Origin of the sequence: Candidatus Poriferisodalis sp., from assembly GCF_965237655.1 — a bacterium.
Taxonomy (GTDB): domain Bacteria; phylum Actinomycetota; class Acidimicrobiia; order Acidimicrobiales; family Poriferisodalaceae; genus Poriferisodalis.
Genome location: NZ_CBDEGB010000001.1, coordinates 106293 through 129575 on the forward strand (window position 1 = coordinate 106293; position 23283 = coordinate 129575).

Below are 23283 nucleotides of genomic sequence, written 5' to 3' on the forward strand. Positions count from 1 at the left end.
CGCACCCGCGTCACATCGGCTTCTCATTTGCAGCACCAGCGAGCTGGGTGCCGACGTGTCTCAGCCGATCTCAGCCGCTGCGTCGACCGTGTTGACGAGCAGCATCGCCCGTGTCATCGGACCGACGCCGCCGAGACGAGGAGTCACCCAGCCAGCGACCTCACCGACCGATTCGTCCACGTCAGAGAGGATCCGGCGGCCCTCGCGCGAAATCCCGCCGCCGACCACCGCCGCACCCGGCTTCACCATGTCGGGCGTGATGAGGCCGGGCACGCCGGCCGCCGCAACGATGATGTCGGCCTGGCGGGTGTAGGCGCCGAGATCGGCCACCCCTGTATGCACGACGGTGACGGCCGCGTTGGCGTTCGGGCGCTTGAGCGCCAGGAGCAGCGCCATCGGGCGTCCGATGGTGAGGCCTCGGCCCACGACCACCACGTGGCGTCCCTCTATCTGCACGCCGTAGTGCTCGAGCAGCACCTGGATGCCACGGGGCGTGCACGGCAGCGGACCGTCGGCGCCCATCACCAGCCTGCCCAGGTTCACCGGATGCAGGCCGTCGGCGTCTTTGTCGGGATCGATGGCGAGCAGCGCCGCTTCCTCGTCGAGGTGGCGCGGGAGGGGCAGCTGCACGATGTAGGCGTGCACCATCGGGTCGGCGTTGAATTGTTCGATGACAGCGTTGAGCTCGGCTCGGGTGACGTCGGCCGGGAGGTGCTCGTGCACCGAGTCAATACCGACCTCAGCACAGTCGCGGATCTTGGCGCCGACGTAGCTTTGCGACGCCGGGTCGTTACCTACCAAGATTGTGCCGAGCCCGGGTTCCAATCGCTGGGCAGTGATCCTGGCTTGCAAGCTGTCCTTGATCTCATCGGCCAGCGCCTGACCGTCCAAGAGCACCGCCGTCACGGCGTGAACAGTAGTGGCACGCCAGCAAACGCACGGGCCTCAGGTGGCGCTATTTGACTCTGGGTCAGAGAACGGTCTCTGGCTCAGCTTCGGTGATGACGTGCCAGCAGCTCTGTCGCCGAAGAACGCACTTCTGCCTCGGTCCATCCTGCCGATGTGGCTTCTGCAACCATCCGCAGGGTTTCAACAGCCAACGTCGACGAGCCTCCCGTCGTGTCAAGCGCCTCCAACAGCTCGGCCTGCAACTTGTATACCGACGCTTGCCTCGTCGTGAGCCATGTCTCGATGATGCCGACGTCGGACCTATGCAGCGACGACGACTGCTTGGTCGAATTCACGACAGCCCGGGGCATGAGCAGGATTGTACGTGCCGGCTGTCGCCGGTCTTGATCGAAAATTCTTTCCGATGTAACGGGATCGCTGAGGCAGTCTGCTGCCTTTGGACAGCAGACGATTCACTTCGGCAGCTGAACTGCGAGCAGTCTTCAACGCAATCGTCCTGCCGCGGGCTGAGCGCGGTGAACTCCAGGAACTGGTGCTGTCAAGCGCTCAAGCTGGACCTGCATCTCGTCAACCGCCGGGCACGGTGAGTGAACTCGTCGGGTATTACGAAGCGGGTCTGCGAGTGGCCGTAGCGCATCGATTTGTCACCCCCGACGGCGAGATGGCGGCCTCCGGCAGGCCCGATCCTAAGGAGGTACGAATGGACGGAGAGCTGCTTGTATTGGACCGGCGGGCTACTTGATCACCATCGGTGACTGAGTGCTGCGGTTGCGGGCGGTGCGGCGCTTGTGGAGGCGACGCAGCGCAGGCGACGCTGCCGCTAGCGCTCGGTCGGCGGCGGCCAGTACCCGGCCTGCGGTGCCGGGGGTTTCGTTGTCGATGAGGTTGCCCATCACCTGCAGGGTGAGGCGGGCGATCGCATCGGTGCCGACCGCGAGACGCAGACCGGTTCGCAGGATGCGCGGGTGCCCGATGAGGAACGAGAATCGTCGGCCCGTGCGCAGGAACGCGTCGAACTTCTCGGCGACAATGCGGTCGTAGGTGTCGGCAACCGCTGCCGGGTCGACTGTGAACAGGTCGGCGGCGAGGATGCCGGTCTCGAGGCCATAGTCGATGCCCTCGCCGTTCATCGGGTTGATCAGCCCAGCCGCGTCGCCGATGGCCACCCAGCCGGGGCCGTGCCGCTTCGTGGCGCTCATCGGCAGTCGCCAGGCACGTGGGCGTTCCAGGTACGGGCCGAGCTGCCAGCTGTCGGCCACCAGGTCGCGGTAGCTGTCGCAGAGCCGGTTCAGGTTGAGCTTCGCGAAGCCCTTCATGGTGTTGAGCGCACCGACGCCGATGTTGACCGTGCCGTCGCCGGCTGGGAACAGCCAGCCGTAGCCGGGCACCGCGGTGCCGTCGGAGTCACGCAGCGTCAGGCACGCTTCGAGGTATTCGTCGGCGTGGCGGGGCGTCTCGGCGTAGGTGCGGATGGCGAGACCGAACGGCTCGGCGGGGTCGCGCAGCGCGCCGAGCATGCGGGCGGCCTGGCCTTGAGCACCGGCAGCGAGCACGACGAGATCGGCGGTCCAGCGCTCCCCCCCGGCGGTGACCCCCACCGCACGGCCGTCCTCGACGATCGGCAGCGCCTCGGTGCCGAAGCACAGCTCGGCACCTGCCGCAGCGGCGCCTTCACACAGAGCGCTGTCGAGACGGCGCCGGGGCCATACGGCGCCGTACGGGCCGAACTGCCCGTTCGCGGGCCAGTCCAGCTCGCGCACACGCCGCCCGGCGATCATCCGCAGCCCCGCAATGCGATGCGCTTCGTCCAGCGAAACGCCGAGCTCGTCGAGCGCTGCGACCGCACGGGGCGTCAGGCCGTCGCCGCAGACCTTGTCGCGACCCGGCGGTGCCTTCTCGAACGCAGTCACCTTGATACCGGCGCCCGCGGCACGCATGGCCGCCGCCGCACCGGCGGGACCAGCCCCGATCACGATCATGTCCCGGTGCGGCACCGCTACAGCCTGCCGACCCAGACGCCGGATCGCTCAACGGGGAGCTTCTGGCGGACTCGCTCGGCCCGCCGCGGCGGCGATGGGCAGCAACACGAGCTCATGGGCGAATTCCAACACTCGCACGGCGATGGCGAACGCGGCCGCGTCGCCGATGCCGAAGCGGTCGGCCAGCATCGCCGCCACGACGACTTCCCGCACGCCAAGTCCCGCCGGCGTGATGCCGACCATGCCAACGAGCACGCCGGCTGCCGTTGCGCCGGCGACTAGCCAGACATCGCCGGTACCGGCTCCGACCACGGCAAGGGCCAGCAGCACCGTTGCCACGAGCCGCAGCGCCACCGAGGAGCCGTACATCAACGTCGCCTGCCAGACCGTCGACGGTTGCGCGCTGAGCGCGTCGGGAGGGATGCGGTCAGCGATCGGTCGCAGGAGCACGACACGGCGCATGAACCGGTCGACGCGCCGCCACCACGTGCTGGCACCCGCGAGCGTCCACGGCAGCGTCGCCAGGCCGACTGCTGCGCCGGCTCCGATCACGATGCGCACAAGCCAGCCGCCGGCTGTGCCCAGCCAGTCGCTCGGGGCCCACAGCGCCGCGAATACGGCGGCCCAGCCGACGAGGGTGGCGGTCTCGACCACAACTGAGGCCCCCGCGGCCGCCCGGTTGACACCCAACGGGGCAGCCAGGGAGGCACGGGCTGCAATGGGGACCAGGCCAGTGGGCAGGTAGCGGGTGGCTTGGGACAGCATCCAGATGCGAAGCGCGGGCTGGCACGCCAGCGATGTGCCGTAGCCGCCGATCAGCTCGCGCCACCCGGTCGCCAGCAGCAGCGTCGCCGCGAATGACGCGGCGATCGCCCCGATCAGCCAGCCGGCCTCGACGCTCAGGTCGATCTGGCGAAGGTCGTCCCAGTTCCGGACGGCCAGCCAGACAATCACTGCAGCGGTCGCCAGCCCGAGCGCCCACCGCACGGCCGTGCCAACTGTCCGCTGCGCCTTGGGTCCGGTCCGATCGTTCACGACGGTGGGCCCTCAAGGCCATCCGCATGGCCCCCCACCAGCATCCCGCTGAGCGTACTGAGGCCTCGAGAGGTCACCCGCTAGAGCATGACGCAACCGACGAACGCTTCGCCGCGAGACTGATCATGTGCGTCCCCTGCCTGCAGCACCACCTGCGAACGTGCCGCCTCAGGAACTCGGCGGGTGGTCGAAGTTCGGCAGGCTCTCCGCGTGGGCGCTCTGGAGCGCTTTCGTGTGGTGGTGGTCGTCTGCAGTGGTGTGGATGGGCCTCATTGGGGATTGGGACGATCCGCACCCGCCGAACCCGATCGCCGCTTGGTCCGTCGCGCTGATTTCTATGGCAGCGATCGTCGCGATCGGGTGGAGCCTGCGCGTCCGCGCCGTGCGCTATGCCGGGCTGGCGTCGCTGCCAGTGCAGCTCGTTTGGTGGGCATTCATGATCCCCAACGCGGGAATTGCGAACTGAGGTCTCAGTCGCTCGCGCTCACGGGTCACACGGTATTGACAGCGCCTCCAGGCACCACGCCGCCGGGCCAGCAGGAACTTTGCGAGACTGGGACGGTGAGAGTCGTACTGGTGACCCCCGGGTTCCCGACTTCGCTCAACGATCACCACAAGCCCTTCCTGGCCCACCACGCGCAAGCACTCGCCGCTGCGGGAGCCGACGTGACCGTGGTGTGCCCGGCTCATCCCGATGCACCACGTCGCCACGACGTGGGTGGCATCGAGGTGCGCCGGGTTCGGTTCGCTCCTTCCCGAGTCCAGGCCCGGGTGGCACTCGGCGAGAGCTACCGCGTCTTCTCCGGCTTGTCGGCACTGTGGGTCATCCCAATGATCGCCAGGCTCACCCTGGCCACCGCGCGCCAGGCCCGCCGTCGCTCGAAGGCCGGGGATGCAGTGATTCACGGCCATTGGTGGTTCCCTTGCGGTCTCGTTGCCGTCGCTGCCGCCGCAGCTGGTCGGCGAGCCGTCAGCGTGGTGCATGTACACGGCTCCGACGCCGCGGTCACCACCAACGCAGTGCACCGATGGCTGGCTCGCCGGGTGCTGCGCCGGGCCAGCGCCGTAGTCACCGTCTCAGAAGATCTGCGCAGCTGGGCAGAATCGCTGGTGCAGCGATCCCACGGACCGCACCCACCGCCCAGTACCGAACTAGGGGGCCGCAGAACCGGGCCGCTGCTTCAAGTGGTGTCCATGCCCGTCAGGACCGAGCGACTCGGATCGCCCACGCTGCCGCCCACCGACGGCCCCATAGTCGCTGTTGGCCGCCTGATGGCAGAAAAGGGCTTGGACGTGCTGATCGAGGCCGTGGCGCTGATGCCGACCGCCGAACGGCCCGAAGTCGTCATTGTCGGTGACGGCCCCGACCGGACTCTGCTCGAAGCGTTGGCTCTGCGACGCAGTGTGACAGTCCAGTTCGTCGGCGCGGTGGCCCCCAGCGAGGTCGGCCAGTGGTATCAGCGAGCCCGCCTGGTGTGCGTGCCAAGCCGCCGCGAGGGCTTCGGCATGGTGGTCGCCGAAGCGCTCGCCGCAGGACGCCCCGTCGTGGCAACCGCAGTCGGGGCCGCACCCAACTTCATTGCCGATGGAACAAACGGCCACCTCGTCGCCCCCGGCGACCCCAAAGCACTGTCCGCTGCCTTGACCCAAGCAATGCAGTCAGACCCCGGTCTCTCAACCGCGAGCCAGGACGAGCTGGCACCGTTCAGCCCACAAGCACACGCTGCAACCCTGCTGGATCTCTACGCCACGCTGAGTCAGAAGTAGAAGACGAAAGCCAAAGAACCGGGACCGCAAGGGGTCGGCGGGGCCGCCAGCCTGCGCTGTTGGGACCTGCTGGATCTCCCTGCGCAGGGGGGCGGTCCCGCTGGCCCCGGGAAGCGCTCGCGCTGCACCCGGAGACGGTGCGCTACAGCTCGGCGACGATCTCCTCCATCAACTCGCCAGCCTCAGTCGGATTGAGCCCAACCCGAACGCCGGCATCGCGCAAAGCATCCATCTTCGCCGCAGCAGTCCCCTTGCCCCCCGAGACGATGGCGCCAGCGTGCCCCATCTTCTTCCCCGGCGGAGCAGTCACACCGGCGATGTAGCTCGACACCGGCTTGGTCATGTTGTGCTTGATGAACTCGGCGGCTTCTTCCTCGGCCGAGCCGCCGATCTCGCCGATCATCATGACGGCCTTGGTTTCAGGATCGGCCTCAAATGCTTCGAGGCAGTCGATGAACGAGGTGCCCGGCACGGGGTCGCCGCCGATGCCCACGCAGGTGGTGACGCCGATGTCCTTTTGCTGCAGCTCGTACAGCGCCTGGTAGGTCAGCGTGCCCGAGCGGCTCACGATCCCGACCGGGCCGCCCGCCTTGGCGATATGCCCCGCGGTGATGCCGATGTTGCACTCCCCGGGCGTGATGATCCCGGGACAGTTCGGCCCCAGCAGCCGGACGTGGGGGTAGTCGCGCCGCAGCATGTTGAAGAAGCGGGCCTCGTCGTGTGCCGGAACGCCCTCAGTGATGCAAGCGACGAAGCTGATGCCTGCCTCGGCGGCATCGAGCACGGCATCGAGTACGCGAGGAGCGGGAATGAAGATGCACGAGGCATTAGCGCCGGTCGCTGCGACCGCTTCGGTGCAGTTGGCGAACACCGGCACACCTTCGACGTCGGTGCCGGCCTTGCGAGGATTGGTACCCGCCACGACGTTCGTGCCGTAGTCGCGGTTCAGCATGCCGTAGTAGCGCCCTTGGGAGCCCGTGAGGCCCTGGTAGACGACCTTGGTGTCTTTGTCGACGAAGATGCTCATCTGAAGCTCCCGTTCAGCTCGCAGCCGCGGCCAGCGCGACGGCTCGACGGGCAGCGTCGAGCATGGTCGGTTCCATCATCAGCTTCTGGTTGAGATAGGGGGCGAGGATCTCGCGACCCTCTGCGGCGTTGGTGCCGTCGAGGCGCAGCACGATCGGCGCCTCGATCTCAACGGCCTCGAGTGCCCCGATGATCCCGTTGGCCACTTCCTCGCCACGGGTGATGCCGCCGAAGATGTTGATGAAGATGGCTCGCACGTCGGGGTCGTTGTTGATCACCTCGAGTGCGTTGGCCATCACCTGAGCATTCGCACCGCCGCCGATGTCCAGGAAGTTGGCGGGGCGCCCGCCCACCTGGTTCACGACGTCGACGGTGCTCATTGCCAGTCCGGCGCCGTTGGCGATGACGCCGACGCTTCCGGCCAGGCCGACGTACTGCAGGCCCTTGGCGTGCGCGGCTTCCTCGCGTTCGTCACGCGGCTGCGTCTCGTCGTACTGGGCATAGTCCGGATGGCGGAACACTGCGTTCGCATCCAGCGTGACCTTGGCGTCCAGGACGTGGACCCGGTTGTCGGGCGTGAGGATGAGCGGGTTGATCTCGACGAGGTCGGCGTCGCCTTCGGTGTAGGCCGTGTAGAGCTTTTGCAGGATCTCGACGGCCTGATCGGTGGCGACCGGGTTGAGGTTGGCACCCTCGACCCAGGCCCGAGCGGCCTGCGCGGTGAGTCCCTCGGCAGGATCCACCAACACCTTGCTGATGGCGTCGGGGTTCTCGGCCGCAACGGTCTCGATCTCCACGCCGCCCTCGGCGGACAGCATCCCGAGGTGCTTCTTGGCCGAGCGATCCAGCGTGAAGCTGGCGTAGTACTCCTCGGAGATGTCGGACGCCTGTTCGATCCACAGCCGCCGCACGATGTGGCCGTTGATGTCGAGCCCCAGGATGTTGCCGGCATGGGTTCGCACATCGTCGACGGTGGCGGCGAACTTGACGCCGCCCGCCTTGCCGCGCCCGCCGGTGTGCACCTGTGCCTTGACCATCACCGGCGTACCCAGGCGCTGCGCAGCGGCTACTGCTTCGTCGACGCTGAAGGCAACTTCGCCGTCGGATACCGGCATGTCATAGCTCTTGAAGAACTGCTTGCCCTGATACTCGAAGAGATCCACGGCGGGGAGCATAGGAGGGGAGGCTTGTCGCCCGCTGCGGAGGAGGCAGGGCCCTCTGCTCCGGGAATCCAGCAGGTTCCAACCTCGCAGAGTTCCCTGCCGCCTCCGCAGCTAGTTCGTCTGTGCCGGGCCGCTGGTGTGCTGGCGGCGCAGGTTGGCGAAGCTGGCGACGAGGGTCTTGGTGCCGGCGTCGGCGAAGTGGACGGTGACCTCCCAGTCGTCGCCGTCGGGCCGCACCTCTTGGACGACGCCGGCTCCAAACTTGGCGTGCAGGACGTCGTCGCCCACGCCGTAGTCGAGCCCTTCCGACGGTGCCGGCCTGGGCTCCCCCATCCGGGCAGCAACCCGGCGGCGAGCCTCTTCCCGCCGAGACTCGCGGCCCTTCGAGGTGCTGTCATCGCGGCGGGCAGGGTCGGTCCGCTGCTGGCGTTGGGCGGCCAGTTCGGCTTCGTCGAGCTGGCTGTGTTCGGTGGGCTCGCTGGCACGGCGATTGGCGCCCCAGTCGCTCGTGACGGGCCGCCACGAGCTGCCGAGACGCTGCGTGTCGTCCGAGCGGTCGTCAATCAAGTCGGGCGGTATCTCGGCGAGGAAGCGACTGGGCGGGTTGTAGCTGGTTTGGCCATGCAGCATCCGGCTCCACGAGTGGGTGAGGTACAGCTGCTCGCGGGCCCGGGTGATGCCGACGTAGGCCAGCCGGCGCTCCTCTTCCAGCTCGTAGGGGTCGGTCATCGAACGGTGGTGCGGGAAGACGCCGTCCTCCATGCCGGTGACGAACACGACGTCGAACTCGAGTCCCTTGGCGGAATGCAAGGTCATCAGGGCCACCTGTGAGGCGTCGCTCATCTCATCGACATCGCTGACCAGTGACACCTGCTCCAAGAACTCGTCGCACGACTCGAACTCTGCGGCGGCACCTGCGAGCTCTTCGAGATGCTCCAGCCGCCCTTCGGCCTCGATGGTGCCTTCATCGGTCAGCGCCTGCACATAGCCCGATTCGGTCAGCGCCACTTCGAGCACGGCAGCCGGGCCGTCGGGGATGCGGGCGACGGCCCGGCCCATCAGCTCGCGGAACCGGAGCAAGCCGTTGCGGGCAGTGCCTCGCACGCCGAGCGATTCGAACCGGTCGATGACTTCTGCCAACGACGTGCCGCCCCGCGCCGCCGCATCGTCCAGCTTGGCGATGGTGCGGTCGCCGATGCCACGTGCAGGCAGGTTCACGACCCGCTTGAGCGACACCTCGTCGGATGGGTTGACGGCCGCCCGCAGGAACGCCAGCGCGTCCTTGATCTCTCGCCGGTCGTAGAACCGGGTGCCGCCGATGATCTGGTACGGAACGTCGTTGGCGACCAGCTCTTCTTCGATCACCCGCGACTGCGCGTTGGATCGGTAGAAGACCGCTGCGTCGCTCCAGTCGATCTGACCTTCGCTGTGCAGGCGTCTCAGCTCGCTGCAGACGTACCGGGCTTCATCCGCCTCGTCGGTGCCGCGGTACCGAATCGGCCTCGCCCCGCCGGATTGATCGGTCCACAGGTTCTTGGTCGGCCGTCCCAGGTTGTTGCGGATGACCGCGTTAGCGGCGTCCAAGATCACCTGGCTCGAACGGTAGTTCTGATCCAGCACGTAGGTCGAGCTGTCGCTGAAGGTGGCGCCGAACTCCAAGATGTTGGTGATGTCCGCGCCCCGGAACGCGTAGATCGACTGGTCGGAATCGCCGACGACGAAGACATTCTGCAGGGGGCCGCTGAGCAGCCCGATCAGCCGCACCTGCGCCAGGTTCGTGTCCTGGTACTCGTCGACGAGGATGTGCTCGAAGCGCTGCCGGTAGTGCTCGGCCACGTCGTCATGAGCGCCGAGCAGTTCCACACCGAGCATCAGCAGATCGTCGAAGTCCATGGCACCGGCGCGCCGCATTCGCTTCTGGTACTCGGAATAGATCCGGGCCACGTCGCGAGCAAACGGTCCGCCGCCATCGGGGGCCTCGGCCAGCTCAGCTGCCTGCGGCGGGGTGATGAGGCGGTTCTTCAAGGTGGAGATGGCTGCATGAACAGCGCGTTCGTTGAAGCGCTTGGGGTCCAGATCGAGGTCGCGTACCACGTAGCGAGTGAGCCGCCGCGAGTCAGCCTGGTCGTAGATGCTGAACGTGGCGGGGTAGCCGAGCACGTCGGCATGGCTGCGCAGGATCCGGGCGCAGGCGCTGTGGAACGTGGAGATCCACATCCGGTGCGCCACCTGGCCGACGAGACCGCCGATGCGCTCGCGCATCTCCCCCGCCGCCTTGTTGGTGAAGGTGATCGCCAGCAGGCCGAGCGGGCTGAGGTGACGGTGTGCCAACAGGTACGCGATGCGGTGGCTCAACACCCGGGTCTTGCCCGACCCAGCCCCGGCTACTACGAGCGCCGGGCCGTCGCCGTGCAGAACAGCGGCCCGCTGGCCGGCATTCAGCGGAGCCAGGATCGGGTCGTCGTCTGCGCTCATGGCTGGCAACCGCGGTTCGCGTGGCGCCCGTAAGCAGGGTTCGGCGCAGGTTGGCTCATGCGGGTCGCTTCACGTTGTGTAGTCGGCGTTGATGCGGACGTACTGGTCGGTGAGATCACAGCCGTAGACCGTGAACGACCCGCCCACGTCCGACGTCTGGATGCCCAGGTCCACCGAGATCAGCACTTCGTCGGACGCCAGGTAGGCCTCGAGTTCGGCGAGCGCCTCGGGAGTTGCGGGCGTGGGATACACCTCCTGGTTGCCGAAGCGGATCACCACATTGTCCTGGTGGATGTCGGTCTCGTCGCTGCACTTGCCGACAGCCATCGCGACCCGGCCCCAGTTGGGATCGCGGCCATGCACAGCGGTCTTCACCAGCGGCGAGTTCACGATGGCCTTGGCGACCCGCTTGGCCTGCGGGTCGTCACGGGCTTCGTTCACGGTCACCACGATGAGTGTCTCGGCGCCCTCGCCGTCAAAGGCGAGCTGACGGGTCAGATCCAAACTGACGGCACCGAGGGCAGACTCCAGTTCGGCCTCGTCGACCGCTCCGGCTGCACCGTTCGCCAGCATCACCACCATGTCGCTGGTGGACGTGTCGGTGTCCACGCTGAGCGCGTTGAACGTCACGTCGCACACGCGGCGCAGCATGGCGTCAAGCCGGTCCGGGGCTATCTCGGCATCGGTGGTTATCACCGAGATCATCGTGGCCATGTCGGGCTCGATCATGCCTGAGCCCTTGGCGATGCCGATCACGGTGGCAGCACCAGCCGATGCGCTGGCGGTCTTGGGATGTGTGTCGGTGGTCATGATCGCCGTGGCTGCCGCAGTGGCGTCCTGCGACGTCAGTGCCCCCTCCCGCGCTGCAACCAGATGGTCGAAGTAGACATCAACCTTGCCTTCGGGGTAGTGCACGCCGATGAGACCCGTGGAACCCACCAGCACCTGGTCGGGCTGGCAGCCCACGAGTTCGGCAACGCGCCGCGCCAGATTCGCTGCGTCTCGCTCGCCCTGCTCTCCGGTCGCCACGTTGGAGTTCTTCGACACCACCACGACCGCCTGCGACCGCCCGTCGGCGACGTTGGCCTGGCTGAGGCGCACGCTGGCACCGGCAAACAGGCTCTTGGTGAACACACCCGCCGCAGCGGCCACCCCATCAGCCGCCAAGACCATCACATCGTCGGTGTCGTCTTTCATGCCCATGTTGCCGACATGGCAGCCGAACCCGGCCGGCAAGTCGACCGTCGCGCCCGGATCCGGAAGCTCTGCAGACACCATGTTGAACCCTCGTTGCACGCATCTCCACGGCCTGCCCGCGGCTGTGGGGCCAAGGTAGTTGCGGTTGCGCCGAGAGCCTCAGGCAATTCACCCGGCGGACACGGGATAGGTGCTATTGACTGGGTTGCTGGCCCCGGACGCGGGGCAAGACGATGTACGGCCAGGGGAATGGCACCTCGCCGAACGGCACCTCGATCACTGTCGGCCCGTCCGAGCCAAGAGCTTCACGCAGGCGGGTGCGCAGCTCGTCGGGCGTGCTGGCGGACAGCCCTCGGACACCGAAGGAATCGGCCAGCTTCACAAAATCCGGACTCGTGAGGTCGCTGGCGATGACGCGGCCGTCGTAGCGCTCGTGCTGTATGCGACGAACGTTGCCGTAGGCGTGATCGTTGAACACGATCGTCGTGAGCGGAATCTGGTGGTGTACGGCGGTCGCCAACTCGCTGATGGTGAACAGCGCTCCCCCGTCGCCGACGATCGACACCACCGGAATGTCGGGCCGCGCATGTGCCGCACCGAGCGCTGTTGCGAACCCGTATCCCAGCGTGCCTTGGTAACCGGCGCTGATGTAGGTCCTCGGGCGGTACACCTCGAACCCGAACCAAGCCACATAACCGCACTGAGTCATCTCGTCGACGAAGATGCCCTCGGGTGGCAGTTCCGCCCGGATTGCACCGAGCCAGCCGTACTGGGGCGCAAGTGCCTCAGCGCAGACGGCTTCGACTTCGGCTTTGGTGTCAGCGATCATGGCGCGCCACGCAAAGCGATCGGCCGGTGCGTCCCCCAGTGCGTCGGCGAGCAGCGGCAACGCGTCGGCGAGATCGGCATGGATGCCCACCGTGGGCGGCCCAACGCGGCCGATCTCTTCGGCATCGATGTCGATGTGGACGATCTTGAGGTCGTCGTCGACACCCCAGGTGGACTGGTGCATGGCGAGCCGAGTGCCCAGCCCGATCACCACGTCGATCTGCGGCCAGAGCCGGTGACCGGTCGGCATGGTGATGCTCAAGGGGTGGTGCGACGACACCACGCCGCGCCCACTTCGAAACGTCACAACAGGGGCCGACAGCCGCTCGGACAGCCGGCAGATCTCGGTTGAGAACGACTGGGCGCCGCCCCCGACGACGATCATCGGTCGCTCGGCCGCGGCAACGAGCTGAGCTGCCTCGGAGATGGCCGCCGGATCGGGCGCTGGACCCGCGACTGCGGGGGTGGCGAGGCTGCCGGCAGGTGTTGGGGCAGCGGCGCTCCACACGTCGGTCGGGACTTCCACGCCGACCGGTCCTCGACGTCCCGAGCGAAGTGCCGCGAACGCGTTCTGCAGCACCGCGTGAGCTGTCGCGCCGTCAGCGATGCGCTCAGACTGTTTGGTGAGCCGCTGCAGCACGCCGAGCTGATCTGGGATCTCGTGCAGAGCGCCAAGCCCTTTGCCGATTGCGGCCGAAGGGATTTCGCTGACCAGCGCTAATACCGGGGCGTTGGTGGCGTACGCAGTGCTCAGCGCGGCGGTCGTGTTGAGCAGGCCGGGCCCTGGCACGACGCAGAACGCCTGCGGCTCGCCGGTTGCCATGGCAGCGCCCAGCGCCATGTAAGCAGCGCCCTGCTCATGGCGGGTGTGGATCGGGGCCAAGGCGTCGCGACGGTCGTAGAGCACGTCGAAGAACGGGTCGTTTTGCACTCCGGGCAGGCAGTACAGGTCGGTGATGCCGTTCGCGATGAGCGTCTCGACCGCCAAGCTCGCAACTGACTGCGTCACTCGCCTAGTCCCATTCGCCTATTCCCACTCAATCGTGCCGGGCGGCTTGGAGGTGATGTCGTAGACCACCCGGTTCACGCCAGACACCTCGTTGACAATCCTCGATGAAATCGTCTCGAGCAGATCGTGAGGCAAGCGGGCCCAGTCGGCGGTCATCGCATCCTCGCTCGTGACCGCCCGCACGATGATGGGCTTGGCATACGTGCGCTCGTCGCCCATCACGCCGACGCTGCGGATGTCTGCCAGCACGGCGAACGCCTGCCACACCTCACCGTCCAGACCTGCTGTCGCAATCTCCTCGCGCACGATGACGTCAGCGGCTCGCACGGTTTCGACAGCCTCGGGCGTGACTTCGCCCACGATCCGCACGCCGAGGCCCGGCCCTGGGAACGGCTGGCGCTGGACGATCTCGGGCGGCAGGCCCAGCTCGGCGCCTACGGCACGCACCTCGTCCTTGAAGAGGTTGCGCAGCGGCTCGACCAGCTCGAAGGTCATGTCTTCGGGCAGCCCGCCGACGTTGTGATGGCTCTTGATCTTCGCGGCGGTGGGCGAGCCAGACTCGATCACGTCGGGATACAGGGTTCCCTGCACCAGAAACCCGGCGTCGCTGATGCCGCCTGCGGCCCGTTCGAAGATGCGCACGAACTTCTCGCCGATGATCTTGCGCTTGTCCTCGGGATCGGTCACCCCGGCAAGCGCTTCGAAGAACTCGTCTGCGGCGCGTTCGTGGATCAGCTCGATGCCCTGCGTGCGCCGGAACGTCTCGGTGACCTGCTCGCCTTCGCCTGCTCGCATGAGTCCCGTGTCCACGAAAACGCAGGTGAGCTGGCTGCCGATGGCCCGCTGCGTCAGCGCCGCCGCCACGGCACTGTCCACGCCACCCGACAATCCGCAGATGGCACGGGCACTGCCGACTTGGGCACGGATGGCTTCGACGCTCTCGGCGATGACATTCGTCATCGTCCATTCGGAGTTGACCTGGCACACCTCGTGCAAGAACCGCTCGAGCTGAGCCTGCCCACCAGGTGTGTGATGAACCTCCGGGTGGTACTGCACTCCGTAGAAGCGACGCTCGAAGTCCTCGATCACGGCGGCGGGACTGTCCGGCGTCGATGCCGTGACCACGAATCCCGCAGGCGGCTCCGTCACCGCATCAAAGTGCGACATCCACACTGATTCCGACGAAAGTGCTCCAGGGGACGAGCCACCCAGCAGCTCCGACGCCGCGTCGGTTCGGCCGAGCATCGTGCGCCCGTACTCGCCCCGACCACTGCGGTCCACCCGCCCGCCGAGGTCGCTAGCCAGCAGCTGCGATCCGTAGCAGATGCCCAGGATCGGCACGCCCAGCTCGTAGACGTCTGGGTCGATGCCAGGTGCCCCTTCGACGTGCACCGAAGCCGGTCCGCCGCTGAAGATGATCGCCGCTGGCGAGCGTTCAGCCAGCTCGGCAGCGGTTGACGTGTGAGGAACGATCTCGGAATAGACCTGCGCCTCGCGCACCCGCCGCGCAATCAGCTGCGCGTACTGCGCGCCGAAATCCACCACGAGGACCGTTGGGTGGGCGACCGAGCTGGCCGCCGGCGAGTGTGGGGGCATAAGACCGGCGCCGCAGCTGCGCCACGTTCGGGAAAACAACGAGGGTAGCGCTGGGCCCAGGGTGCCCTGCGGGATTCGGCATCCAGAAATGACGCAGGGCCGACGAGTTCGCCGGCCCTGTGCGTGAGTTGTAAGGAGCTGCAGCGGGAGCTACATCATCCCGCCCATGCCACCCATGCCACCCATGGCAGCAGCAGCGGCAGCAGCGGCTGCGGGGTCAGCCTCCTCGGGCTTGTCGGTCACCAGCGTCTCGGTCGTGAGCAGCAGGGCCGCGATCGACGCCGCGTTCTGCAGCGCCGCACGGACCACCTTCGCCGGGTCGATCACACCGGCGGCAACCAGGTCTTCGAACTTGCCGGTTTCGGCATTGAAGCCCGTGTTGCCATCGGCCTGCTCGATCTGCTGGACGATCACGGCGCCCTCATAGCCGGCATTGTGTGCAATCTGACGGCTGGGGCTTTCGAGCGCCCGGTGCACCATGCGGGCCCCGGTGGCTTCATCGCCATCGAGGTCCAGCGCTGCGACAGCGGCACGAGCCCGCAGCAGCACGGTGCCGCCACCAGGCACGATGCCTTCTTCGATGGCGGCACGGGTCGCCGACACGGCGTCCTCGATGCGGTGCTTCTTTTCCTTGAGTTCGACCTCGGTGGCCGCGCCGACCTGGATCACCGCCACGCCGCCAGCCAGCTTCGCCAGCCGTTCCTGCAGCTTCTCGCGATCCCAATCGGAGTCGGTGTCGTCGATCTCGCGCTTGATCTGCACCACACGACCCTCGATGTCGCCGGACTCGCCGCCGCCGTCCACGATGGTGGTTTCGTCCTTGGTGATGATCACCTTGCGGGCGGTGCCGAGCAGGTCAACCGTGGTGTTCTCCAGCTTCAGGCCCACCTCCTCAGAGATGACCTCACCGCCGGTGAGGATGGCCATGTCGGCCAGCATCGCCTTACGGCGCTCGCCGAAGCCAGGGGCCTTTATCGCCGCCGATGAGAACGTGCCGCGGATCTTGTTGACCACCAGCGTTGCCAGCGCTTCGCCCTCGACATCCTCGGCGATGATCACAAGGGCCTTTCCTGCCTGCATCACCTTCTCGAGCACGGGGACCAGCTCGGTCACCGAGCCGATCTTGCCGTTCACGAACAGCAGGTAGGGATCGTCGAAGACGGCCTCCTGACGGTCGGGATCGGTCACGAAGTAGGGCGACAGGAAGCCCTTGTCGAACTGCATGCCCTCGGTGAATTCGAGGTCTACGCCGAACGTGTTGGATTCCTCGACCGAGATGACGCCGTCCTTGCCGACCCTGTCGAACGCCTCGGCGAGCGTCTCGCCAATCGTGCTGTCCGCAGACGAGATGCCAGCCACGCTGGCGATCTTGTCCTTGTCATCGGACACGTCGATGGCCATGGCGCCCATGGAGTCGACGGCTGCAGCAACAGCGGCCTCGATGCCCCGCTTGAGCTCCATCGGGTTGGCGCCGGCTGCCACGTTGCGCAAGCCCTCGCGCACCATTGCATGGGCCAGCACCGTCGCGGTGGTCGTGCCGTCGCCAGCGACGTCGTTGGTCTTGGTGGCGACCTCCTTCACCAGCTGAGCACCCATGTTCTCGAACGGGTCGCTGAGCTCGATCTCACGGGCGATGCTCACGCCGTCATTGGTGATCGTCGGCGCCCCGAATGACTTCTCGAGCACGACGTTGCGGCCCTTGGGGCCCAGCGTCACCCTGACAGCGTCAGCCAGCTTGTTGACACCAGCTTCGAGGCCGCGGCGGGCCTCCTCGCTGAACTTCAGAATCTTCGGCATGTGTCGGTTCTCTTTCTTGTCGTCGCGTAATGAGTTAGGCGACGACGGCCAGGACGTCGCGAGCGCTCAGGATGAGCAGGTCCTCGCCGGCCACGGTGATCTCGGTGCCGCCGTACTTGCTGTAGACGACGGTGTCGCCGACGCCGACGTCCATCTGGATGATCTCGCCCGAATGGTCGGAACGCTTGCCGGGGCCGACCGCAAGTACCTCGCCCTGCTGCGGCTTTTCCTTGGCGGTGTCGGGGATGACGAGCCCGCTGGCGGTGGTCTCTTCAGCGTCGCTGGGACGCACGACGATTCGGTCCTCAAGTGGCTTCAGGTTCATGGTCGGATGTGCCTCCTGTGGCTCATGACGGGTCCAATTGGACTGCCCGGCAGCACTTAGCACTCTCACCGGGCGAGTGCTAACGATACGAGCCCAAGGAACGGGCCACAACCTCCCAGACACCCGATTTCAATGGGTCTGAAGGCGGTGTCGCTGCTCAGTCCCCGAAGTCGATCCGCAGGTTTGGATCGGCGCCGCTGTCGAGGGCTGACGGGCCGTCGCTGGCCAGTCGATACCAGGCGGTCGCGGCGATCATCGCTGCGTTGTCAGTGCACATCGCACGGCTGGGCAGGTAAGCGTTGAGGCCGTCTTCCATGCAGATGTCGAGCGTGCGTTCGCGCAGAGCGCTGTTGGCCGCCACGCCTCCGGCCAGGCAGATGCCCGCGGCACCCACATCGCGAGCTGCCCGCCGAGCCTTGTGAGTCAGAACGTCGACCACGCAGGCCTGGAACGATGCCGCAACGTCGGCGGTGTCGACCTCCGGGTGCGCTCGCACCCAGTTGATGACCGCCGTCTTGATACCCGAGAACGAGAACTCGTAGCCGTCGTCCAGCATGGCTCTCGTCAGCGGAACCGCAGTGGGGTCTCCCTCGGTTGCCAAACGGTCGATGGCAGGACCGCCCGGATAGCCCAGCCCGAGGTAGCGGGCGACTTTGTCGAAGGCTTCTCCGGCTGCGTCGTCGCGGGTTGCGCCCAGCAGGCGGTAGCGCCCGTGGCCTTCGAACGTGACCAGCATCGTGTGCCCGCCCGAGACGAGCAGGGTGACGAGCGGGAACTGGACCTCGGCGTCGTGTTCGTCGAGCAATGCTGCGTACAGGTGCGCCTCGTGGTGATTGATGCCGATGTAGGGGACATCCCACACGAGCGCCAGCGCCTTGGCGGCGGCTACGCCCACGAGCAGGCTGCCGATGAGGCCGGGGCCGCAGGTGGCCGCCACTGCGTCGATGTCGCTGTCGGCCGCGCCGGCTTCCACCAGCGCTTCGGCCACCACCGGGGTGATGAGCGCTTCGTGGGCGCGCCCGGCGATCTCGGGCACGACGCCGCCGTAGCGGGCGTGCAGGTCCACCTGGCTGCTGACGATGCTCGAACGCACTTCGCGGCCATCGTCGACGACTGCTGCAGCCGTCTCGTCGCAGGACGTCTCGATGCCCAAGATGGTCGTCATTGCGGCCCCCTCTCGGCTACACCCAAACCTGTGCCTGATGCGCCCTCGGTAAGGCCGAGGGCCGTACTTGATGCGCCCTCGGTAAGGCCGAGGGCCGTACTCGATGCGCCCTCGGTAAGGCCGAGAGCCGTACCGATGTCATCGAGGCGGTCGCCGTGCTCTGCGCTGTCGATGTCGTGGCACCACATCACCAAGGCATCCTCACGCCTGCCTTCGGGTCCGTCCCGGTAGTAGTCCGAGCGCGTTCCGACGGGCGCATAGCCGAACCAGCGGTACAGCCGTTGCGCCGCAGCGTTCGACGCCCGCACCTCCAGCGTCAACGCTTCCAGCCCGTTGATGCGGCGGGCTTGTTGATGCAGTTCCAGCAGCAGCCGCGCACCCACGCCGCTGCCCTGGCACTCGGGATGGACGGCCACCGAGGTGATGTGACCCTCGCCGGCGACGATCATGAAGCCGCCGTAGCCGACGACTCCGGTAGAGCGACCACCCGGTCCGACCGTGGCGGCCACGCGGTACACCCGGTCACCCTCGTGGCGCAGCTCATCTAGATAGAGCGACATCGACCAGGGTCGCGGGTACACCAACTGGTCGATGCGCCTGATGTCACGCAGGTGCTTGCGGCTCATCGGGCAGATGAGTACTCGTCGGGCGGCGGCCGGTCCCGCAGCGGCCGGCGCCGGAGCGTTCGGCGCGGAACGGATGCTCACGACCGCTCCCGCTGCTGCCAGTTGATACGGGCGTCAGGGGCACGCAGGTACAGCGGCACGATCTCCGACGGGCTGACGAACTCCTCGCGCAGCGCCCGGGCGTGCGCCAGTTCCACCAGCGCGCCGGCATTCGGATGGCGCAGGCCTTCCCGGCCGATCTCGGCGCCTCTCACCGCACCGAGCTCGTCCGCGTAGCGCTCGGCCCCATCGCCGACGATCAGGGTCTCCTGGCCGAGTGCCATCAGTTGTCCTGCAACATCGGCGGGCTGGTCGACTGCCGGAGGACTCAGGAGCTGGATGCCGCCGGGTGCGCGCCGGTAGGTGGCGTAGAAGATCTCACCCCGGCGGGCGTCCACCGTCGAGACGATCAGCCGATCGCTGAACCGCGCCGGGAACGCGGTGAGGTCGAGACTGGAAACGCCGATCATCGGGATTCGGCAGGCGTGCGCTATGGCCTTCGCCGTGGCCAGCCCCACCCGCAGGCCGGTGAACAGGCCCGGGCCGATGTCCACCGCCACGAGGCCCAGCTGGGACAGCTTCATCTGTGCCTGTTCGCACAGGAACTGGATCGCCGGGACGAGCGTCTCTGCGTGACGCCGGTCGCGGGTGGTGTGGAACGAGGCGATGATGCCCTCGTGCCCGCCGATGGCCACGCCGACCTGGGGCGTCGCAGTCTCGATGCCGAGCACTAACACCTCTCGACTCCCGAGGGGCTGTGCACGTGCCACGCCTCGGCGAGCGCGCTGGCGCGTGCCTGCCAACTAGGACCGACGGTATCGACGTCGAACATGCGAATGTCCGGGTGCTCTCTAGGACTCGCGAGACTGATCCGTACCCGCAGGAAATCTCGCGGCAGCTCAGGAATGACGACCTCGCCCCATTCCACGCACACCACAGCGTCGTCGTCGAGCAGCTCGGGCAGGTCCAGGTCGAGCACCTCGCCGAGATTGTCAAGCCGGTAGACGTCGAGGTGATGCAGCCGCATCCGTCCCTGGAAGCTCTGCGCCAAGGTGAAGGTGGGGCTGGTGACCTGCTCGGTGACTCCCAGGGCTGTCGCCAGCCCCTGAGTGAAGACGGTCTTGCCGGCCCCGAGGTCGCCTGAGAGCAGCACCACGTCGCCGGGGCGCAGCAGCGGCTCAAGCGCTGCGGCGATCTCCCGTGTCGCTTCGGCACTCGTCGTCCGGAACTGCATAACGGAGCTTGTCTAGCGCGCCTCGCCGGTGACGGGACCGCATTGGGGGGCATCTGTGCGGCGGTAAACGCGGGGGACGCGCAATGAGATCCCCGTGAGCACTTCATAGGGGCTGCGTTCAGACCATCGAGCAAGATCGGCGATGGTGATGCGCTCGTCGCCGTGGGTGCCCACGAGGGTGACGCGGTCGCCGTTGTAGGCGCTGGAATCGCCGATGTTCACCATCGTCTGGTCCATGCAGACATGGCCGACGACGGGGTGCGGGACGCCGTCGATGAGCACGCTTGCCCCCTCTCCCGTCGATCCAGATCCGAGCGAGCGGGCATAGCCGTCGGCATATCCCACCGGCAGGGTGATCACCCGGGTCTGTTGGGGCGCAGTCCAGGTGCTGCCGTAGCCGACAGACGCTCCGGCTGGCACGACCTTGAAGTAGACGACCTCGCTGTGCCATGTCATCACGGGTTCGGTCGGCAAGGCGGCCGCAATCTCGGGCTTCGGGGAGACCCCGTACAGCGCGATGCCGGGGCGCACGCGGTCGAGATGTGCTTCGGGCAGGCGAGCTATCGCTGCGGAGGCGGCCATGTGGCGCACCGGGGTCGGCAGCGAGCGCCGCTCGTAGAAGCTCACCGCTTCGCTGAAGCGATCCAGCTGTGTGCGGGCGTCCGAGAGCTCGGCGGCATCGGCGTTGGCGAAGTGGCTGAACACGCCTTCGATGCGCACCGAGTCACAGCGCAGTGAGGCCTCGATCAGACGGTCGGCGTTGTAGTGGTGGATGCCGATGCGCTCCATGCCGGTGTCGATCTTGAGATGCGCCCGAGCGGTGCCGCCCGAAGCAGCTGCTGCTTCGTCGATCTGGCGCAGCTTCTCCACCGACGGCGCCGTGAGGATCAGGTCATGGGTAACGAACAGCGGGATCTGCCGCTTGACGGCGCCGCCGAGGACATGAATGTCGATAGTGACGCCTGCGGCGCGCAGCGCCAGCGCTTCCTCGACGTACGCGACGGCCACGCAGGACACGCCGGCCGCCTGCAACGCGAGCCCGATTGGCGCGATGCCGTGGCCATAGGCGTTGGCCTTGACGACGGGCACCACCTCCGAGCTGCCGACATGTCGACGGATCGTGGCCAGGTTGCGGTCGAGCGCGCCGAGGTCGATGTCACACCAGGTGGGACGCATCTGTGATGCGTCCGTTGGAGGCAGGCGCAAGTCGGCGGCGTCGGCCATCGCGTCAAAGGTCATGGGCGCCTGCGATCCGCCGGCGCGTCGGCCAGTTCGGCTCTGGCGGCTTCAAGCAGGTCAGCCTGCGCGCTCGCAAGCAGCGGCGTCGAGCCAGTGACTCCCCCCGCGGTCGCGATGCTGGCTGTTCGGCCGTGCCAGTGCGCCGCTGCGGCAACGCTTACTGCAATGTCGTCGAGATCGCGGCCCGGAGCCTCGCCCGCCAGCACTGCGGCGATCACGCCGGAGAGCACGTCGCCCGAGCCAGCGGTCGCCAGACGCTCGGTGCCCGACGTGACAGCCAGCACAGTCGACGATCCGGATTCGCTCGGGGGCACAGACACGAGTGTTGTCGGCCCCTTCAGCAGCACGATGACGCCAAGCGCGGCAGCAGCTTGACGCACCGCATCGAATCGGTCAGCCGCGGGTGGGCCGCCAGCGAGCCGGGCGAATTCCCCCTCGTGCGGCGTGAGGACGGTGGGCGCAGTTCGCGCACACAGGCACTCGGGATGGTCCCCAACAGCCGAAAGGGCGTCGGCATCGACAACCAACGGCACCGGGCACTCGGAGATGAAGCGAGCCATCTGAGCCAACGCCGTGGGGTCGGTGCCGATGCCAGGACCGATGACAGCTGCGTCGAAGCGTTCGATGCCCTCAAGTGAGGCTTCTGCCCAGTTGCCAGGTCGAAGGTCGCCAGCGACCGCCTCGGCAGGCCGAGCCACGTCGGCCGCGCGCAGGCCCGGCGAGCTGATGACGACCATGCCCGCTCCCGTCTGCTGGGCGGCTGCGCACACGAGATGGCCGGCGCCGCGCATCTGCGGCGAACCCGCGATGACCCGCACGGCTCGGCGCCACTTGTGCGCTGTCGGCTCCGGGCCCCGCAGCGCCATGTCGGCATCGGCGTCAGTGACGAGCCACGACGTTGCCCCGCTGGTGTCGAGGCCGATGGGTGCCAGCTGCACCTCGCCGGCGGCTGCAGCGCCGGGATGCAGCAGCAAGCCTGGCTTGAACGCCCCGAACGTGATGGTCGACGTCGCCGGCCAGCAGCCATAGTCCTCGCCGGTCAGCGCGTCGATGCCCGACGGGATGTCGACTGCCAGCACGGGCACAGGCGGCGGACGATCCGCGCCCCACGATCCGCGCAAGCCCGTTCCGTACGCCGCATCGATCACGAGGTCCCACGGCGCCGAGGCTCCTGGGGCAGCATTGGCCGCTGCGACAAGTTCGAGTGCCTCGGTCGGCATTACGGTGCGACAGCGAACACCCCATCGCTCCAGCGCCGTTGCCGCCACCCGACCGTCTGCCCCGTTGTTGCCCTTGCCGGCGGCCACAAGGACCCGGCGCCCGTACGTGCCACCCATCATCCGGCGGGCCTCGATGGCAACAGCCGCGCCGGCACGGGAAACGAGCACGTCGGTGCCCTCGGGCGCGGCCGCGTCGATCTCGGCCATCTCGGCCGGTGTCACGATCGGGATCACGGCGTCAGCTCCCCGCCGGCGCGCAGCCGCCCGCACACCAGCGCTCGCTCATTGCGCCAGCACCATGGCCGCTGCCACCGAGTCGGTGTGGGTGAGCGTGACCTGCCAGTCAGACAGTCCTGCAGCTGCTGCCCGCTCGGCCGCAAGTCCCCGCAGCACCAGTTCGGGGCGGCCGTCGGGGTGGCGTGCCACTTCAATGTCCCGGAAGCGGCAGGCGCCCAAGCCGATGCCCAGCACTTTCATCACTGCTTCCTTCGCAGCAAACCGAGCGGCGAGTCGGGTGTCGGGATCCACCGTTCCCATGGCGTAGGAGAGCTCCGCTTCGGTGAACAGACGGGTGCGCATGCCGCTGCGCCGCTCGAGCACAGCGGCGAAGCGCTGTACGTCCACCATGTCGAGCCCGATTGCGGTGCTCACCCG

22 protein-coding genes are annotated in these 23283 nt (G+C 67.4%); 3 read left to right on the plus strand and 19 right to left on the minus strand.

Annotation, left to right across the window (positions count from 1 at the left end):
* Positions 1 to 60: 60 nt before the first annotated feature.
* Together ACPXYO_RS00475 and ACPXYO_RS00480 are read right to left on the minus strand one after the other, a co-directional pair.
* Positions 61 to 906 carry a bifunctional 5,10-methylenetetrahydrofolate dehydrogenase/5,10-methenyltetrahydrofolate cyclohydrolase gene (locus tag ACPXYO_RS00475; protein WP_423915791.1) on the minus strand — a complete coding sequence of 282 codons (846 nt, stop codon included), beginning with the start codon at positions 904 to 906 and terminating at the stop codon, positions 61 to 63.
* Between the two features lie 83 nt (positions 907 to 989).
* A complete protein-coding gene (locus tag ACPXYO_RS00480) occupies positions 990 to 1259 on the minus strand; it encodes a hypothetical protein (protein ID WP_423915793.1) in 270 nt (89 codons plus the stop codon).
* 86 nt (positions 1260 to 1345) lie between these two features.
* Here ACPXYO_RS00480 and ACPXYO_RS00485 point away from each other — a divergent pair, with 86 nt between their 5' ends.
* On the plus strand, positions 1346 to 1651 hold the full coding sequence (locus ACPXYO_RS00485; protein ID WP_423915794.1) for a hypothetical protein: 306 nt from the start codon (positions 1346 to 1348) through the stop codon (positions 1649 to 1651).
* On the opposite strand, the gene ACPXYO_RS00490 is transcribed toward ACPXYO_RS00485, so the two are convergent.
* Together ACPXYO_RS00490 and ACPXYO_RS00495 are read right to left on the minus strand one after the other, a co-directional pair.
* Complete coding sequence (locus ACPXYO_RS00490) at positions 1644 to 2903, minus strand: geranylgeranyl reductase family protein (RefSeq protein ID WP_423915796.1); 1260 nt, start codon at positions 2901 to 2903, stop codon at positions 1644 to 1646. The genes ACPXYO_RS00485 and ACPXYO_RS00490 overlap by 8 nt on opposite strands.
* A gap of 33 nt (positions 2904 to 2936) precedes the next feature.
* A complete protein-coding gene (locus ACPXYO_RS00495; RefSeq protein ID WP_423915797.1) occupies positions 2937 to 3923 on the minus strand; it encodes a lysylphosphatidylglycerol synthase transmembrane domain-containing protein in 987 nt (328 codons plus the stop codon).
* A 127-nt stretch (positions 3924 to 4050) separates the two neighbouring features.
* On the opposite strand from ACPXYO_RS00495, the gene ACPXYO_RS00500 reads away from it, so the two are divergent.
* Together ACPXYO_RS00500 and ACPXYO_RS00505 are read left to right on the plus strand one after the other, a co-directional pair.
* Positions 4051 to 4389 carry a hypothetical protein gene (locus ACPXYO_RS00500; protein WP_423915799.1) on the plus strand — a complete coding sequence of 113 codons (339 nt, stop codon included), beginning with the start codon at positions 4051 to 4053 and terminating at the stop codon, positions 4387 to 4389.
* 95 nt (positions 4390 to 4484) lie between these two features.
* Positions 4485 to 5690, plus strand: coding sequence for a glycosyltransferase family 4 protein (locus ACPXYO_RS00505; protein WP_423915801.1), 1206 nt, complete (start codon positions 4485 to 4487; stop codon positions 5688 to 5690).
* Positions 5691 to 5832: 142 nt separating this feature from the next.
* Here ACPXYO_RS00505 and sucD read toward each other — a convergent pair whose 3' ends face one another.
* From sucD to ACPXYO_RS00580, 15 genes are all read right to left on the minus strand, one after another.
* Entirely contained in the window at positions 5833 to 6717 is an 885-nt protein-coding gene (gene sucD / locus ACPXYO_RS00510) for a succinate--CoA ligase subunit alpha (RefSeq protein ID WP_423915803.1), read from the minus strand.
* 13 nt (positions 6718 to 6730) lie between these two features.
* Positions 6731 to 7879, minus strand: coding sequence for an ADP-forming succinate--CoA ligase subunit beta (gene sucC, locus ACPXYO_RS00515; RefSeq protein ID WP_423915805.1), 1149 nt, complete (start codon positions 7877 to 7879; stop codon positions 6731 to 6733).
* A gap of 111 nt (positions 7880 to 7990) precedes the next feature.
* A complete protein-coding gene (locus ACPXYO_RS00520) occupies positions 7991 to 10354 on the minus strand; it encodes an ATP-dependent helicase (protein WP_423915807.1) in 2364 nt (787 codons plus the stop codon).
* 69 nt (positions 10355 to 10423) lie between these two features.
* The gene (gene argJ / locus ACPXYO_RS00525; RefSeq protein WP_423915808.1) at positions 10424 to 11632 is read right to left on the minus strand and encodes a bifunctional glutamate N-acetyltransferase/amino-acid acetyltransferase ArgJ; all 1209 of its coding nucleotides are present in this window, start codon (positions 11630 to 11632) and stop codon (positions 10424 to 10426) included.
* Between the two features lie 112 nt (positions 11633 to 11744).
* Entirely contained in the window at positions 11745 to 13388 is a 1644-nt protein-coding gene (locus tag ACPXYO_RS00530) for a thiamine pyrophosphate-dependent enzyme (RefSeq protein ID WP_423915810.1), read from the minus strand.
* Between the two features lie 18 nt (positions 13389 to 13406).
* Entirely contained in the window at positions 13407 to 14984 is a 1578-nt protein-coding gene (gene guaA, locus ACPXYO_RS00535) for a glutamine-hydrolyzing GMP synthase (RefSeq protein ID WP_423915811.1), read from the minus strand.
* 150 nt (positions 14985 to 15134) lie between these two features.
* Positions 15135 to 16781 (minus strand): chaperonin GroEL, encoded by a 1647-nt coding sequence (gene groL, locus ACPXYO_RS00540; RefSeq protein ID WP_423915813.1) that lies wholly within the window; start codon positions 16779 to 16781, stop codon positions 15135 to 15137.
* A 34-nt stretch (positions 16782 to 16815) separates the two neighbouring features.
* Positions 16816 to 17106, minus strand: a complete 291-nt coding sequence (groES, locus tag ACPXYO_RS00545; protein WP_419554702.1) for a co-chaperone GroES — start codon at positions 17104 to 17106, stop codon at positions 16816 to 16818.
* Between the two features lie 157 nt (positions 17107 to 17263).
* Complete coding sequence (tsaD, locus tag ACPXYO_RS00550; RefSeq protein ID WP_423915815.1) at positions 17264 to 18271, minus strand: tRNA (adenosine(37)-N6)-threonylcarbamoyltransferase complex transferase subunit TsaD; 1008 nt, start codon at positions 18269 to 18271, stop codon at positions 17264 to 17266.
* Complete coding sequence (gene rimI, locus ACPXYO_RS00555; protein ID WP_423915817.1) at positions 18268 to 18978, minus strand: ribosomal protein S18-alanine N-acetyltransferase; 711 nt, start codon at positions 18976 to 18978, stop codon at positions 18268 to 18270. The genes tsaD and rimI overlap by 4 nt, the downstream gene beginning before the upstream one ends.
* Positions 18975 to 19673 carry a tRNA (adenosine(37)-N6)-threonylcarbamoyltransferase complex dimerization subunit type 1 TsaB gene (tsaB, locus tag ACPXYO_RS00560; protein ID WP_423915819.1) on the minus strand — a complete coding sequence of 233 codons (699 nt, stop codon included), beginning with the start codon at positions 19671 to 19673 and terminating at the stop codon, positions 18975 to 18977. Before tsaB ends, rimI begins: the two co-directional genes overlap by 4 nt.
* Entirely contained in the window at positions 19667 to 20170 is a 504-nt protein-coding gene (gene tsaE, locus ACPXYO_RS00565) for a tRNA (adenosine(37)-N6)-threonylcarbamoyltransferase complex ATPase subunit type 1 TsaE (protein ID WP_423915821.1), read from the minus strand. The genes tsaB and tsaE overlap by 7 nt, the downstream gene beginning before the upstream one ends.
* A gap of 12 nt (positions 20171 to 20182) precedes the next feature.
* Complete coding sequence (alr, locus tag ACPXYO_RS00570) at positions 20183 to 21409, minus strand: alanine racemase (protein WP_423915822.1); 1227 nt, start codon at positions 21407 to 21409, stop codon at positions 20183 to 20185.
* Positions 21406 to 22863, minus strand: a complete 1458-nt coding sequence (locus ACPXYO_RS00575; protein WP_423915824.1) for an NAD(P)H-hydrate dehydratase — start codon at positions 22861 to 22863, stop codon at positions 21406 to 21408. The genes alr and ACPXYO_RS00575 overlap by 4 nt, the downstream gene beginning before the upstream one ends.
* A gap of 48 nt (positions 22864 to 22911) precedes the next feature.
* A complete protein-coding gene (locus ACPXYO_RS00580; RefSeq protein ID WP_423915826.1) occupies positions 22912 to 23280 on the minus strand; it encodes a holo-ACP synthase in 369 nt (122 codons plus the stop codon).
* Positions 23281 to 23283: the final 3 nt, after the last annotated feature.